Origin of the sequence: Pelagibius sp. (assembly GCF_028281305.1) — a bacterium.
Lineage (GTDB): Bacteria > Pseudomonadota > Alphaproteobacteria > Kiloniellales > Kiloniellaceae > Pelagibius.
In genome coordinates, this window is record NZ_JANQKD010000062.1 from 1 (window position 1) to 14,535 (window position 14,535).

Genomic DNA, 14,535 nt, shown 5'->3' on the forward strand with positions numbered 1-14,535 from the left:
GCCTCGTTGCCGAAGTTTTCGATCTGGTCTTTCAGAATGGCGGAGATTTCCGCGGCGCGGATGTCCATCATCCGACCCCTTTCATGGCGAGTTGAAGTCTTTGCAGTTTGCTGCGCAGGGACGAGTCGATCATGCGGCTGCCGACCTTGACGACGAGACCGCCGATGAGGGCGGGGTCGACCTTGAGGTCAAGCTTCACCTTGTTGCCCGCCGTCGAGCGCAGGGCATCGAGAAGGGCTGCCTGCTGGCTTTCGGAAAGGCTGCGGGCCGAAGTGACCTCTGCCGTCACCTCCCCGCGCCGGCGCGCCAGTTCGGCCAGATAGCCTTCGATCATCGCGGAGAGCGCGAAGAGACGATGGTTGTCGGCGACGACCAGCACGAACCGGCGGGTCAATTCGCCGATGCCGGCCTGGTCCATCACCGCGGCGATGGCCTTGCTCTGCTGCGCGCGGGAATACAGCGGAGAGGACAACAGACGCTGCAGATCGCCGCTGTCGGCGATGAGTCTGCGCAGCTGTTGCAGGTCCCCGGCGACCTCATCGAGCGCTTTGCGCTCATCGGCCAGATCAAGCAACGCGGAGGCATAGCGCCCTGCCAGGTCGCTCAAGCTCGTGTTATCACCAGCCAAGCCCGATTTCCTCGAAAGTCCTTGTTACCCCTGCCCGCGCGGCTAACCCATTATCCGGAAATCGGTTACGTGGAATACGTGGAAGAGGTCCGATCCCGCCTGGGCCTTGCACACGGCGGGGTTCCCGCCGACGAGCGCGGGTTTGGTATCATAGCTGAAAGGGCGTTGCAAGGAACCTCGGCGACAGCCGGAAATCCCCTAAAGCCAAAGGGTTTAGGCCGGTTCCGGCGCCTCCCCCATGGCCGCGTGCATACCCTCCATCATCTCCTCCATGCTGGGGGTGCGCAGGTGCTTGGCGAGGCCCCAGGAATGGCCGAAGGGGTCGACGATGCGCCCGAAGCGATCGCCCCAGAACATGTCGACCGGCGGGTTCAAGCCCTCGGCGCCGGCGGCCACCGCGGCCTCGTAGGTGGCGTCGACATCCTCGACGTAAAGATGCAGGCTGACGGCGGTGCCGCCCAGGCTGAGCGGCGAGGTGTTGCCGAAATCCAGCATCTCCTCGGCCAACATGATGCGGGAATCGCCGATCTCGATCTCCGCGTGCATGACCATGCTGCCGTCGGGGGCCGGCATGCGCAGCACCTCGCGGGCGCCGAAGACCTTCTCGTAGTAGGCGATGGCCGCCGGCACGTCCTTCACCACGATGTGCGGGGTGATGCTGTGCATGCCTTCCGGCAGTGCGCTGGCTGGTGCTGCACTGGCTGCTTTGCTCATCTCGTTCTCCCTTTCTGGCTGGGCCGTTCTCGGCTTCGAAGGCGCCGGCTGCCGATTTGCTGTCCCGATGCGCGAGACGGCATCACCCAACCACAGCGAGCGATCGACTGCCGGAACTCTTCAGCGCTGCGGTGATTGCGGGAACTCTAACGCAAAGCATCGCGGCCCGCGCAGGGTAATTTCGCGGCCCACCACCGCTTCGGCCCAGGAGGATGGACAAGAGGATGGACAGGAGGACGGGCGGCTACAGGAAGCTGTAGGGGTCTATGTCCACCTGCAGGCGCAAGTTCGAGGGCGGCTTTATCGCCTGAATCCAGGGCAGCAGCGCCGCCTGGAGGCGGAAGCCGCGGGACGCCTTCACCAGAAAGCGGCGGCGGTGGCGCCCGCGCAGCACCGCCAGCGGCGCCGGCGCGGGCCCGAGAACCGTCAGCCCCGGCTGTCGCGGCGCGCTGCGTGCCAGGGCCGCGGCCACGGCATCGACCTGGCCCGGGTCCGGGCTCGACAGGATGACCGCGGCGAGCCGTCCGAAGGGCGGCAGGCCCGCCTCCCGCCGGGCCTCGGACTCGGCGGCCAGGAAGGCATCGCGCCCGCCGCCGGCCAGGGCCTGCATCACCGGGTGCTCCGGCTCGCTGGTCTGCAGCAGCACCCGGCCCGGCCGCTCGGCCCGGCCGGCGCGGCCGGCCACCTGGTGAAGCAGCTGGTAGGTCCGCTCGGCGGCGCGCAGATCGCCGCCGAAGAGGCCGAGGTCGGCGTCGACCACGCCGACCAGGGTGAGCTGCGGGAAGTGGTGGCCCTTGGCCACGATCTGGGTGCCGATGAGCAGGTCGATCTCGTGCTGCTGGACGGCGCGCACCATGTCCGCCGCGGCGTCGGGTCCGGTCAGGGTATCGCTGGTCATCAGCCCGCTGCGGGCTTCGGGGAAGAGCACCCGCGTCTCCTCCGCCAGACGTTCGACGCCGGGCCCGCAAGCCACCAGACTGCCCTCGCTGCCGCACTCGGGGCAGTTGCGCGGCAGACGCCCGGAAAAGCCGCAGTGGTGGCATTGCAGGCGCCCGGCGAGGCGGTGCTCGACCAGCCAGGCCGTGCAGTTCGGACACTGCAGGCGATGACCGCAGGCGCGGCAGAGGGTGAGCGGCGCATAGCCGCGGCGATTGAGAAACAGCAGCACCTGCTCGCCGGCGTCCAGGGTCTCGGCGATCGCCGCGCGCAGAGCCGTGGAGAGCCAGGCCTGCCCGCCGCCGGGCGTTTCCAGGCGCGGCGGCTTGTCGCTCCGCAGGTCCACCAGAGATATCTCCGGCAGGCGGGCGCCGCCGTGCCGTTCCGGCAGGCTCAGCTCCGCATAGCGCCCGGCCTTTACGTTGTTCAGGGTTTCCAGCGACGGCGTCGCCGAGGCGAGGATGGCGGGGATGCCGCCGAGCTGGGCACGGACCACGGCCATGTCGCGGGCGTGGTAGGGCACGCCGTCTTCCTGTTTGAAGGCGGACTCGTGTTCCTCGTCGACGACGATAAGGCCGAGGTCGGGAAACGGCAGGAAGAGCGCCGAGCGCGCGCCCACGACCACCGGCGCGTTGCCGTAGGCGACCGCCCGCCAGGTGGCGCGGCGCTGGGCCGAGGTCAGGTCTGAATGCCACAGGGCCGGGGCCACACCGAAGCGCGCCTCGAAGCGCTCCAGCCACTGGGCCGAGAGCGCAATCTCCGGCAGCAGCACCAGGGCCTGGCGGCCCGTCGCCAGGGCGGCGGCCAGAGCCTCGAAGTAGACCTCGGTCTTGCCGGAGCCGGTTACGCCGTCCAGCAGCGTGACGGAGAACGCGTCGGCGGCAATCGTTTGACGCAGCGCCGCCGCGGCCGCGCTTTGACTGTCCGAGAGGGCCGGCCCGGAACGCTCCGGGTCGGGCGCCGCAAAGCGCGCCTCGCGCAGCACCGATACCGCCTCCACGACGCCGGCTTTCTCCAACCCTTTCACCACCGAGGTCCCGACAGCGGCCGCCGCGGCGATCTCGGCGAGCGGGCGTGCCGGCGATTCCGCCATCTCTTCCAGCACGCGTCGGCGGGCCGGCGTGAGCCGCAGCTCGCTTGGCAGGGGCCGCTCGGCGCGGCGGTAGAGGGTGACGGGGCGCGGTGGCTCCAGCGCCGAGGGCGAACTGAGCGCCATGCGCAGCACCGCACCGGGTGCCGCCAGGGTGTAGTCCGACACCCAGGCGAGAAAGCGCCGCGCAACCGCCGTCAGCGGCGGCACGGGGCAGGTGCCGATCACCGGCCGCAGCCGCTCCAGCGGCAGGACCTTCCCGCCCCCGCCGTCCGACGCCGCGCGGCCGTCGTCCGGCAGCAGATCCCAGACCACGCCGAAGAGCTCCCGCTGACCGAGCGGCACCGTCACCACCGAACCCGGTTCCACCTCCAAACCCTCGGGCACCAAATAGTCGTAGGCACCGGCCAGCGGCAGGGGCAGCAGCACCGCCGCCCGCCGCGGCTGTGTCTCTCCTGCGCCATCCTCCAGGGCAAGGGTGGCAGTGCTGGCAAGGCGCTTGGGCATGGGCTACACTCTAGCCGACGCCAAAGGGAAGGGCCATCGCCCGGCAGGCTGGACCCCCGGCAGCAAACCCGGCAAGGAAGAGGACGAACCGGACAGCATGAAGTTCTTCATCGACACCGCCGATGTGGCGGAGATTCGCGATCTGGCGGCCACCGGACTGGTGGACGGCATCACCACGAACCCCTCGCTGGTCGCAAAGACCGGACGCGACTTCTTCGAGGTGCTGCACGAGATCTGCGAGGTCGTGCCGGGCCCCGTCAGCGCCGAGGTCACCGCCGTCGACTATGACGAGATGGTCAGCGAGGGCCGCAAGCTGGCGGCGCTGGCCCCCAACATCGTCGTCAAGGCGCCGTTGACCGTCGACGGTCTGAAGGCCTGCAAGACGCTCTCCGACGAAGGCACCAAGGTCAACGTGACGCTCTGCTTCTCTGCGGCCCAGGCGATCCTCGCGGCCAAGGCGGGCGCCACCTACATCTCCCCCTTCGTCGGCCGCCTCGATGACACCGGCATCGACGGACTGGAACTGATCGCCGACATCGTCGAGATCTACGAGGCCTATCCGGACTTCACCACCGAGGTGCTGGTCGCTTCGGTGCGCAACTCCGGCCACATCATCGAGGCCGCCAAGATGGGCGCCCATGTCGCCACCATCCCGCCGGCGGTGCTGCGCGCCATGTACAAGCACCCGCTGACCGACAAGGGGCTGGAGGCCTTCCTGGCCGATTGGGCGAAGACAGGCCAGTCCATCCTGCAGCGCGACGACAGCGCCGAGCGCCGCAGTGCCTGAAAGCGAAACCCAGGGTAAGGAGGGCCGCGGCAAAAGCCGCGAAACCAAAGCCGGGGCGAACGGCGCCGCGAAGAGCGGTGCTGACCAGACTCCGGACCGCGACGGCAAGGCCGCCTCGAGGACAGCCACATCGAAGGCGGGTCAGGCAGTTTCCGGCGACCAGGTCGCGGCCTATCTGCGCCGCCATCCGGAGTTCCTGGCGGACAATCCAGACCTTCTGGACAGTCAGGAACCGCCCGCGCGTGCCCAGGGCGACGGCGTGATCGACCTGCAGCAGGTTCAGGTCCAGCGCCTGCGCGACAAGGTCGGCAACCTGACCTCCCTGCGCGACGAGTTGCTCTCGGCAGGACGCAACAACCTCTCGATCCAGAACCGGGTCCACCGCTCGGTCCTGGCAATCCTCAACGCGCGCAGCTTCGAGGAGTTCGTCGAGACCATCACCACCGACATGGCGGCGATCCTGGACCTGGATGTGGTCACCATCGGCGTCGAGAAGACCGGCGAGGGCAGCACCTGGCGCCCCACCGCCGGTGTTTACTGTCTGGAAGCGGGCAGCATCGACGCCCTGCTCGGCCCCAGCGGCACCCTGCTGCTGCGCGACAACATCAGCGGCGATCCGGCCATCTTCGACGGCGCCGCCGGCATCGTGCAGTCCGATGCCCTGATCCGCCTCAACATCAGCGAGACGACTCCGCCGGCGCTGCTGGCGCTCGGCTCCCGCCAGGCCGGTGCCTTTCACGCCGGCCAGGGGACCGAACTTCTGAGCTTCCTGTCGCAGGTGCTGGAGGTCTCGTTCCGGTCATGGCTGAACCTGCCGCCAAGGCTTTAGGCAAACCCGGCATCAAGCGCCGCGAGACCCAACTGCAGGGGGTTCTGACGGCGGCGACGCCGGACCTGCAGGCAGCCCTTCGCGATTGGCAGACCTGGCTGAAGGACGAGCGGCGCGCCTCGCCGCACACGCTCCTGGCCTACCAGCGCGATCTGCAGCACTTCCTCGTCTTCCTCACCGAACACCGCGGCAAGCCGGCGTGCCTGAAGGATCTCTCGGCGCTGACCGCCGGCGACTTCCGCGCCTGGCTGGCGTCCCGCGCCGCCGAGGGGTTGGAGCGCAGTTCCACCGCGCGGGCCTTGTCGAGCCTGCGCGGCCTGTTCCGCTGGCTGACCAGGCGCGGCCTCGCCGAGAACGCCGCCCTGACCACCCTGCGGACGCCCAAGGTCCGCAAGGCGGTGCCGCGGGCGCTGACCGCCGCCGAAGCCGGTGAGGTGGTCGACAGCGTGGCGGAGTTGAGCGATGCAGACTGGGCCGGCAAGCGCGACTGCGCGGTGCTGCTGCTGCTCTACGGCTGCGGGCTGCGCATCGGCGAGGCGCTCGCGCTGAGGCGGGGCGAGGCGCCGAAGCCCGGCCAGGAGAGCCTGCTGGTCACCGGCAAGGGCAACAAGCAGCGCATGGTGCCGCTGCTGCCGATGGTGGGCGAAGCCGTCGCCGACTACCTGGCTGCCTGTCCCTTCGGCGGGGACGCCGAAGCACCGCTGTTCCGCGGTGCCCGCGGCGGTGCCCTCGGCCCGCGGAGGGTCCAGGAAAAGATGGCAGCCCTGCGCAGTCTGCTCGGCCTTCCGGAAGGCGCCACCCCGCACGCCCTGCGCCACTCCTTCGCCACTCACCTCCTGGCCGGCGGAGGCGATCTGCGCGCCATCCAGGAACTTCTCGGTCACGCCTCGCTCTCCACCACCCAGCGTTACACCGATGTCGATGTCGCCGGCCTGCTGGAGGTTTACGACCGCGCTCATCCTCGGGCGAAAGTGCGCTGAAGGCGTTCAGCCTTGCTGCCGGGAACCCTGCCGGCCGATCAGATAGAGAATCACCGGGCCGGCCAGAACGCCGAGACCGAGCAGCGCAAAGGCCAAGCCCCAGGCCAGACCGGCCCCGGCGCCGCCGGCAAGGTCCAGCACCACGCCGAAGGCCAGCGGTGAGAGAAAGCCGGCGCCGAAGCCCAGCAGGGCATGCAGCGCCATGGTGGCGCCGCGCCGTTCCGGCGTTGCGGCGATCACCGCGCCGGCAGTCAGTGCTCCGGAATCCGCCATGATAAGAACGCTGTAGATCAGCAGCACCGCGGCGAGGAGCCACAGCGGCACGGCGGCGATGAAGCCGAGGAAAAGCGCGATCCCGCCGGAGCCGACCATGACCAGGGAGACGACGCGGCGGCGCCCGAAAACGGTGGCCACTTCGTTGCCCAGGATCGAGGCAGGCAGCCCCAGCAGCAGCAAGACCGTCGCCACCTGGGTCGGCGTCCAGCTGCTTTCGGCCAGGACCGGCTGCCACGTGAAGGCGAAGACCAGAAAGGCGACCAACCAGGCGCGAAAGCCGAAAAGCTCCCAGATGTGGGCAGCATAGCCCAGGGTGTAGGCCAGCGCCGGGCGATTGCGGAACACGGGACGGAAATCGAAGACCGCCGCCGGCGAGGACGGGGCTTCTTCGTGGTGCGGCAGCGGCCGCACAAAAACGGCGATCAGCAGAAGGGATGCGAAGGACCCTGCGGCGCCGACCACGAAGGCCCAGGACCAGCCGGCCAGAGCCGTCACCTCCCCCGCGGCAAAAACAGAAAGCGATGCGCCGATGCCGAAGTGGGCCGTGTAGACGGCAACGGAGCGGGCGCGCCCTTCCTCCGGCAGACGATCGGACAGCAGTTTCAGGCCGACCATGTAAGTCCCGGCCAGGCTGATGCCGCCGCAGAAGCGGAATGCCATGGCCGTCCAGAAGCCGTCGGCAAAGACGGCGAACCCCAGGGCTGCAAGACCGCCCAGCAGACAGGACAGCAGATAGATGCTGCGCGCATCCTGGCGGTCGGTGAGCGTGACAAGCACGGGCACCGCCGCCGTGTAGCCCGCGTAGTAGACGCCGCTGACCCAGCCGGCCTCGGTGTTGCTCAGCGACCAGAGCGGCTGAAAGACCGGAATGAGCGCGGGAAAGGTGGCGTTGCTCAGCATGCCCAGGACCTGGGTCAGGCAAAGCAACGCCACCAGCCGCCAGCCTTTCAGCTCCGATCCCCACACCATAGCGGTTGTTCCCGGCAGTGCCCCGACGCAACGAATCGCTTAAAGCCTAGAGCGGATCATGTTTGGACGGAACCACGCCGTGGTTCCGTCCAAACATGTGAATCCGCTCTATTTTTAGCACCTTGAGCAGATCCGGGTTGATGGATCGACCCGGATCCGCTCTGGCCGCTTTGCGGCAGCGCTGCCGAGAAAATGCCTGGCGCCCGGGACTGGGAGCCGGGAAAGGAGCCGGCGGGCGTTACTTGCCGATGCTGTCGAGGATATCGGTCTGCTTGCGGACCGCCAGGAAAATCAGCACGGCATCGGCGACCCACCACAGAAAGACCACGCCGAGGATGGGCATGCCGACGACGAACGGCAGGGTGAACCAACCGACCACCGTCAGGATCGCCATGATAACGCCGGAGATCATCTTGCCGAGATACATGCGATGGACCCCCAGGGCGCCGAGAAAGAACCACAGCACATAGGCGAGAATGATCGACTTGCTGCCGATCGCGAACTTGAGCGCGGAACGCACCTCCTCTTCGGAGACGGTGTTCTTGATATCAGTCATCTCTTTTTCCTTTCCATGATGACGAGACGGAACGACGGCACCTGTTCGCCGCTCCCCTAGGGCGGTGCATCAGAGGGAGGGGTTACCTGGACCGCTGGTGTGTCGTCCCAACCGGCTCCGGCGGTTCAAAGAGGGGCCGGGCGGGGTGCCGGGCGCTGCCGGACCGGGTCAAAGCGCGCCGAAACAGAGGGCTGGGGCCGGCTCTGGGGCCGGCCTTGCGGAAAGGATCGGAATCCCTAGGCAGATCCGCTATACTGAAGCCATGCTTCCCGCTCTTGTCGTCTTCGACTGCGATGGCGTGCTGGTCGACAGCGAAACCATCGCCAACCGCATTATGGCCGAATGCATTACCGCCGCAGGCCTGCCGATCACCTATGAGGACTGCCGCAGCCGCTTTGTCGGCGGCACCCTGCAGCGTGTCATCGACACGGTGGAGCAATGGCTCGGCCGCCCGCTGCCGCCGGACTGGAAGGCCGATTTCGAGACCCGGCGCGACGCAGCCTTTCGCGCCGAGCTGCAGCCCGTGCCCGGCGTCGCTGCAGCGATCGAGACCATCCGGGCGAGCGGCGTTCCGATCTGCGTGGCCTCCTCCGGCAATCTCGAGAAGATGGACCTGACCCTGGGCCTGACCGGTCTGAAAGAACACTTCGAGGGGCGCATCTTCTCGGCCACCATGGTCGCCCGCGGCAAGCCGCATCCCGACCTTTTCCTTTTCGCCGCCGAACAGATGGGGCAGATGCCGGAGACCTGCGTGGTGGTGGAGGACAGCCTGCTCGGCACCGCGGCGGGGATCGCCGCCGGCATGCGTGTGCTGGCCTATGCGGCGGAGACCGATTCAGACGCCTTGACCGCAGCCGGCGGCCAGACCTTCACCGATATGAGAGCGCTGCCGGGCCTCCTGGGAATCGGCGCCACCGCCCGGATGGGCGCAGCCGACTGACCCCCGTGCTACTGACCCCGTGCTACTGACCCCGTGCTACTGGCGCCGCTCTAAAAGATCGAGACGTCCAGGATGACCGGCACCATGGACAGCAGCAGCAGAATCGCCATCGCCGCGTTGAACCGCCGCAGACGCAGCGGATCGTCCAGCAGGCGGCGCAAGGCAACGCCCGAGATCGCCCAGAGGCTGATGCTGGGCAGGTTCACGGCGCCAAAGAGCAGGATCACCAGAACGAGGCTCGCCACGTAGTCCGACGTCGATCCGCCGCCGGCGGTGTAGGAAACGGTAACGATCAGAGCCACAGCCCAGGCTTTCGGATTGAGCCACTGCAGCAAGGCGGCCTGCAGAAACCGCAGCGGCTGCCCTGCGGCGCTCTCTGGGTCGCCGGGCGCCGGCGCGCTGCGGAAGATCTTCCAGGCCAGCCAGAAGACGTAGGCCAGGCAGGCGATCTTCAGAACCGCGGCGGCAAGAGGATAACGCTGCAGGACGGGGCCAAGGCCCAGTCCTATCACCAGAACCATGAAAAGAAAGCCGAAGCTGATGCCCAGCACCAGCGGCAGACTGCGCCGAAACCCGAAGTTCACGCCGGAGGCCAGGAGCAGGAAGTTGCCGGGGCCCGGCGTCACCGAAGTCACGAAGGCAAAGCCGGCCAGGGCCAGGATCAGGTTTGCGTCCATTGCAGCACCGTTCGGGCAGTCTCAGGGAGGCAGTCTCAGGGAGGCAGTCTCAGGGAGGCAGTCTCTTGGGAGGCGGCTGGATCGGAGCTTGACCCAAACGGCCGCTGGCGTAACTGTCTGTCCGTCCAGTTTTCTTATCAGATCGTCTCAGTATTGATGCGAAATGGATAATCACGACCTTCTGAGCGATGTCTTCACGACCTTGCGGCTGCGCAGCGAGCTTTACTTCCGCGCCGACCTGGCAGGCCCCTTTGCCGTCGAGGTGCCGGCGGAGCGGCGCCTTGTGCGCTTTCATTTCCTACGCCGCGGCACTTGCTGGGTGCGGGCCGAAACGGGAGGCGCCGTGGCCCAGCTTGGTGAGGGGGAGCTTGTCATTCTGCCCAACGGCGGCGCCCATGTGCTGTCCGATACGGCCGAGCGGGCGCCGCTGCCGCTGCCTGCCGTGCTGGCTGCAGCCCCGCCGGGCGACGATGGCGTACTGCGCTACGGCGCGGGCGGCGGGCGCGCCGAGTTGCTCTGCGGCTTCTGTCAGTTCGACGAGGAGATCGACCATCCGGTCCTCGCCAACCTGCCATCCCTGATGGTGCTGCGCCCGCAGGACCTTGGCCACCAGCCCTGGACCCGCGCCACCTTGCGGCTGCTCGATCTGGAGAGCGAACTGGCCGGCGCTGGCATGCAAGGGATCCTCACACGGCTGCTGGAGATCCTCTTCATTCAGGCGATGCGGCAGAGCGGCGAACCCGGACAGCCGCAGGCCTCGGAATACGCCTCGCAATACATGGCCGCGCTGGCCGATCCGCAGCTCTCAAAGGCCCTGCTGGCCATACACAGGGACTGCGCAAAGGCCTGGACCCTGGCCGCGCTGGCCAGGACCGCCGGCATGTCGCGGGCACGCTTTGCCGATAAATTCGCGAAGATGGTCGGTCAGACGGCGATCGGCTATCTCACCCGATGGCGCCTGTTGAAGGCGCGCCGGCTGCTGGCGGAGAGCGCTCTATCGACGGCGGAGATCGCCGAGCGCTGTGGCTACGCCTCTCTGCCCGCCTTCAGCCGCCGCTACAAGGCGGCCTTCGGCATCGGCCCGGGGGCCTTCCGACGTTCTGCCCGCGGCCGCTGAAGGCAGCGGATCTCCCGCTCAGGGGGGCCTCCGCCTCAGATGTGGATCGGCCGCCCGTCGACGGCGAGCGCCGCCTCTTTCACCGCCTCGCCCATGCCGGGGTGGGAGTGGCAGGTCCGCGCGATATCCTCGGCCGAACCGCCGAACTCCATGATGGTGACCGCCTCGGCCAGGATGTCGCCGGCCAGCGGCCCCAGGATGTGCACGCCCAGGACCCGGTCGGTGCGCTTGTCGGCCAGGATCTTCACCAGCCCGTCGGTGTCGCCCACGGCGCGGGCGCGGCTGTTGGCGGTGAAGGGAAACTTGCCGACCCGGTAGTCGACGCCTTCTTCCTTCAACTGCTCTTCCGTCTTGCCGACCCCGGCCACTTCCGGCCAGGTGTAGACCACGCCCGGCACGAGGTTGTAGTCGATGTGGCTGGACTGACCGGCCAGACCCTCGACCGCGACGACGCCGTCTTCCTCGGCCTTGTGGGCCAGCATCGGGCCCGGCACGCAGTCGCCGATGGCATAGATCCCCGGCACCGAGGTCTGGAAATGCGTGTCGACCTGGATGAAGCCGCGGTTGTCCATGGCCACCCCCAGTTCTTTCAGGCCAAGACCCTCGGTGAAGGGGCGCCGGCCGATGGCGACCAGCACCACGTCGGCCTTCATCTCTTCGGCCTCGCCGCCCTTGGCGGGCTCGAGGGTCAGGGTGACGGCGCCGTTGGCCTTGGCCGCGGCGGTCACCTTGGTGCCCAGTTTGAACTTCAGCCCCTGCTTGGTGAGCACGCGCTGGGTCTGCTTGGCGATCTCCGCATCCATGCCCGGCAGGATGCGGTCGAGGAACTCCACGACAGTCACCTCGGCACCCAGACGCGACCATACAGAGCCCATTTCCAGCCCGATGACGCCGGCGCCGATCACCACCATGTGGCCCGGCACCGTGTCGAGGGACAACGCACCGGTGGAGGTGACGACCTGCTGCTCGTCGGTGTCGACCCCGGGCAGCGGCGTCGATTCCGAACCCGTGGCGATCAGGATCGACTTCGTATTGAGAAGCTGCTCGCCGCCATCGCTCAGCGCCACCTTGACGCTGCCGGCCGCGGGAATGGAGCCCCAGCCCTTGATGTAGTCCACCTTGTTCTTCTTGAAGAGGAACTCGATGCCGGTGGTGAGATCCTTCACCACCTTGTCCTTGCGGCCCATCATCGCCGGCAGGTCGAGACCCAGGCCCTTGACCGTGATGCCGTGCTCGGCAAAGTGCTTCGCGGCGTCCGAGTACTTTTCGGAGGACTGCAGCAGCGCCTTGGAGGGAATGCAGCCGATGTTGAGGCAGGTGCCGCCCAGCGCGCCGCGGCCTTCGACGCAGGCCGTTTTGAGGCCGAGCTGCGCGGCCCTGATAGCGGCAACATAACCGCCGGGCCCCCCGCCGATCACCACCAGATCATACTGCGTATCGCTCATGGTCTCGCTTTCCCTCGCGGCACCTGAAAAGGGCGGAATGCCTTGGCAGCTTGCCGCATCGGGCCAGGACGGACAAGGCCGGAAGGGCTGCCGCAGGCGGAAGCCTGCCCTGCCGCGGATGCATGGTGCCCGCGGCCCTTCAGGCCCTATAGTGGGTTCGGAATTGCACGGCTCTCGCGCCGGAATCTCGCGCCGGAATCTCGCGCCGGGGTGGAGAGGGGGCCAGGCTGCGGTAAGCTCACCACTCTGGAGCGCGGCATCCGGACCAGAGCCAGCCCAAAGAAAGGCAGTTGAACCAGAGGACGCGCATGATCGCCAACCGAGACAAGAGCCGAGACAGGGAAACCCTGCGCCGGGCCTGCGACCGCTTCCTGTCGCACGACCCGCCGCTGAACCCGCGCCGCACGCTGGCCGCCCTGGCCGAGGTTCTGCCCGAGGACGCGGAGGCGGACTTCTACGGCAAGGGGGCGGTGATCGAAGATTTCGAGCAGCGCATTGCAGCCATGCTCGGCAAGCCGGCCGCCGTGTTCGGGCCCAGCGGTAAGATGCTGCAGAACGCCGCCCTCCGGGTCTGGGCCGACCGCAAGGGCTGCCCCACCATCGCCCTGCACCCCCAGAGCCACATCATCGCGGAAGAGGCCGAGGCCGCGGAACGGGTCTACGGGCTGCAGGGCACCGCCCTGGGCGTACCCAACCGGCTGGCGCAGCCGGAAGACCTGGAAGCCATCGCCGAGCCTCTGGGTGCCGTCGCTCTGGAGATCCCGCTGCGCCGCCTCGGCTGCCGCCTGCATCCCTGGGAGGATGTGGAGGCCTTCGCGGCGCTGGCACACACGCGCGGCCTGCCGTTGCATGCCGATGCGGCGCGGATCTGGGAGAGCCAGCCCTTCTACGAGCGCAGTCCGGCGGAGATCGCCGCCCCCTTCGATTCCCTCTACGTGTCCTTCTACAAGGGCCTCGGCGGGCTCGCTGGCGGCGCCCTCGCGGGGCCGGAGGATGTCGTTGCCGAAGTGCGCCTCTGGCGCCAGCGCTGCGGCGGACAGTTGATACACCTCTTTCCCTATGTTGCCGCTGCGATGAAAGGCCTCGACGAACGTTTGCCACGCATGGCGGCCTACCACGACAAGACCAAGGCCATCGCCCGCGCGCTCGCCACTCTGCCCGGGGTGCGGGTTTCCCCCGATCCGCCGCAGGCCAACGCCCTGCTGGTGATCCTCGAGACCGGCAGCGCCGATCTGATGGAAGCCGCCCTGGACGTTGCCGAGGCCAGCGGCCTCTGGCTTTTCAACGAACCGCTGGTCTCTCCCTACGATGGCCTCGGCGTCTTCGAGATCACCGTGCGCGAAGGCGCCATGGCGTTGAGCGAGGAGGAGATTGTCGAAGGCGTCCTGGCCCTGCAGCGCGCGCTGGCGGAGCGCAGCGCCGGCGGCAAGGTCGCCTGAGGCCGCCGTCGCCGTGGACACCGCAGCCTACCTGCTCTTCCTCGCCACGGCCGCCCTGCTGGCGCTGGCGCCGGGGCCCTCGACGCTGCTGGTTCTGTCCCACGCGCTTACAGGCGATCCGCGCCGGCCGCTCAGCCTCATCCTCGGGGCGCTGCTGGGCAACCTGGTGCTGATCGCGGTCACGGTGCTCGGCCTTGCCGCCGTGATCCTGGCCTCGCAGACCGCCTTCTCGGTCCTGCGGCTCGTCGGCGCCGCCTATCTGATCTGGCTCGGGATGTCCTATTGGCGGGCATCCACGCGCCTGACTGTCCCAAGCATCGGGCCCGCATCGGCGCTGCCGGGTCTGCGCTACCGGGCCCTCGCCCTGCAGGCCTTCCTGACCTCCACCACCAACCCCAAGGGCCTGCTGTTCTACTTCGCCCTGCTGCCGCAGTTCGCCCCGGCGGGCGGCAGTCTCGACCTGCTGCTGTTGGGCGGCAGCTACCTCGCGCTCTTCATGGCCGCCCTCGGGCTCTATGCCCTGGCGGGGCGGAGGCTGGCGCGGCTGGTCGCGCGCCCGGCGGTGCAGCGCTGGAAGAACCGCATCACCGGTGCCCTGCTCGTTGGCCTTGGGGTTTCGCTTTTGCGCGCCGAACGGAGCTAGGA

The 14,535-nt window shown here is 68.2% G+C and carries 14 protein-coding genes; 7 read left to right on the forward strand and 7 right to left on the reverse strand.

The features are described from left to right. Window positions 1–67: 67 nt before the first annotated feature. The 3 genes from Q0982_RS13065 to Q0982_RS13075 all read right to left on the reverse strand — a co-directional run bounded on the left by Q0982_RS13065 (window position 68) and on the right by Q0982_RS13075 (window position 3,875). Window positions 68–628, reverse strand: coding sequence for a F0F1 ATP synthase subunit delta (locus Q0982_RS13065; protein WP_299396260.1), 561 nt, complete (start codon window positions 626–628; stop codon window positions 68–70). Window positions 629–841: 213 nt separating this feature from the next. Beyond that, entirely contained in the window at window positions 842–1,342 is a 501-nt protein-coding gene (locus Q0982_RS13070) for a VOC family protein (protein ID WP_299396263.1), read from the reverse strand. 244 nt (window positions 1,343–1,586) lie between these two features. After that, complete coding sequence (locus tag Q0982_RS13075) at window positions 1,587–3,875, reverse strand: primosomal protein N' (RefSeq protein ID WP_299396264.1); 2,289 nt, start codon at window positions 3,873–3,875, stop codon at window positions 1,587–1,589. A gap of 97 nt (window positions 3,876–3,972) precedes the next feature. On the opposite strand from Q0982_RS13075, the gene fsa reads away from it, so the two are divergent. The 3 genes from fsa to Q0982_RS13090 are packed head-to-tail and all read left to right on the forward strand — an operon-like array spanning window position 3,973 to window position 6,471. Continuing rightward, window positions 3,973–4,662, forward strand: coding sequence for a fructose-6-phosphate aldolase (fsa, locus tag Q0982_RS13080; protein ID WP_299396345.1), 690 nt, complete (start codon window positions 3,973–3,975; stop codon window positions 4,660–4,662). Further along, window positions 4,655–5,491, forward strand: a complete 837-nt coding sequence (locus Q0982_RS13085) for a DUF484 family protein (protein ID WP_299396266.1) — start codon at window positions 4,655–4,657, stop codon at window positions 5,489–5,491. Before fsa ends, Q0982_RS13085 begins: the two co-directional genes overlap by 8 nt. Next, window positions 5,464–6,471 (forward strand): tyrosine recombinase XerC, encoded by a 1,008-nt coding sequence (locus Q0982_RS13090; RefSeq protein ID WP_299396268.1) that lies wholly within the window; start codon window positions 5,464–5,466, stop codon window positions 6,469–6,471. Before Q0982_RS13085 ends, Q0982_RS13090 begins: the two co-directional genes overlap by 28 nt. Before the next feature lie 6 nt (window positions 6,472–6,477). On the opposite strand, the gene Q0982_RS13095 is transcribed toward Q0982_RS13090, so the two are convergent. Further along, window positions 6,478–7,716, reverse strand: a complete 1,239-nt coding sequence (locus tag Q0982_RS13095; protein ID WP_299396271.1) for a nitrate/nitrite transporter — start codon at window positions 7,714–7,716, stop codon at window positions 6,478–6,480. A gap of 238 nt (window positions 7,717–7,954) precedes the next feature. Beyond that, window positions 7,955–8,272 (reverse strand): TM2 domain-containing protein, encoded by a 318-nt coding sequence (locus tag Q0982_RS13100; protein ID WP_299396273.1) that lies wholly within the window; start codon window positions 8,270–8,272, stop codon window positions 7,955–7,957. A gap of 262 nt (window positions 8,273–8,534) precedes the next feature. Between Q0982_RS13100 and Q0982_RS13105 the strand changes: the two genes are divergently transcribed. Beyond that, window positions 8,535–9,212: an HAD family phosphatase gene (locus Q0982_RS13105; RefSeq protein ID WP_299396276.1), complete on the forward strand. Its 678-nt coding sequence runs from the start codon at window positions 8,535–8,537 to the stop codon at window positions 9,210–9,212. Between the two features lie 50 nt (window positions 9,213–9,262). Here the strand turns inward: Q0982_RS13105 and Q0982_RS13110 are convergent, their stop codons facing one another. Next, window positions 9,263–9,889 carry a LysE family translocator gene (locus tag Q0982_RS13110; RefSeq protein ID WP_299396277.1) on the reverse strand — a complete coding sequence of 209 codons (627 nt, stop codon included), beginning with the start codon at window positions 9,887–9,889 and terminating at the stop codon, window positions 9,263–9,265. 163 nt (window positions 9,890–10,052) lie between these two features. Between Q0982_RS13110 and Q0982_RS13115 the strand changes: the two genes are divergently transcribed. Beyond that, window positions 10,053–11,006 (forward strand): AraC family transcriptional regulator, encoded by a 954-nt coding sequence (locus tag Q0982_RS13115; RefSeq protein ID WP_299396280.1) that lies wholly within the window; start codon window positions 10,053–10,055, stop codon window positions 11,004–11,006. A 35-nt stretch (window positions 11,007–11,041) separates the two neighbouring features. On the opposite strand, the gene lpdA is transcribed toward Q0982_RS13115, so the two are convergent. After that, a complete protein-coding gene (gene lpdA, locus Q0982_RS13120) occupies window positions 11,042–12,451 on the reverse strand; it encodes a dihydrolipoyl dehydrogenase (protein WP_299396282.1) in 1,410 nt (469 codons plus the stop codon). 290 nt (window positions 12,452–12,741) lie between these two features. Here lpdA and Q0982_RS13125 point away from each other — a divergent pair, with 290 nt between their 5' ends. Both Q0982_RS13125 and Q0982_RS13130 read left to right on the forward strand, forming a co-directional pair. Continuing rightward, a complete protein-coding gene (locus Q0982_RS13125; RefSeq protein ID WP_299396285.1) occupies window positions 12,742–13,890 on the forward strand; it encodes a low specificity L-threonine aldolase in 1,149 nt (382 codons plus the stop codon). A gap of 13 nt (window positions 13,891–13,903) precedes the next feature. Then, window positions 13,904–14,533 (forward strand): LysE family translocator, encoded by a 630-nt coding sequence (locus Q0982_RS13130; RefSeq protein WP_299396287.1) that lies wholly within the window; start codon window positions 13,904–13,906, stop codon window positions 14,531–14,533. The last annotated feature ends 2 nt before the right edge of the window (window positions 14,534–14,535 follow it).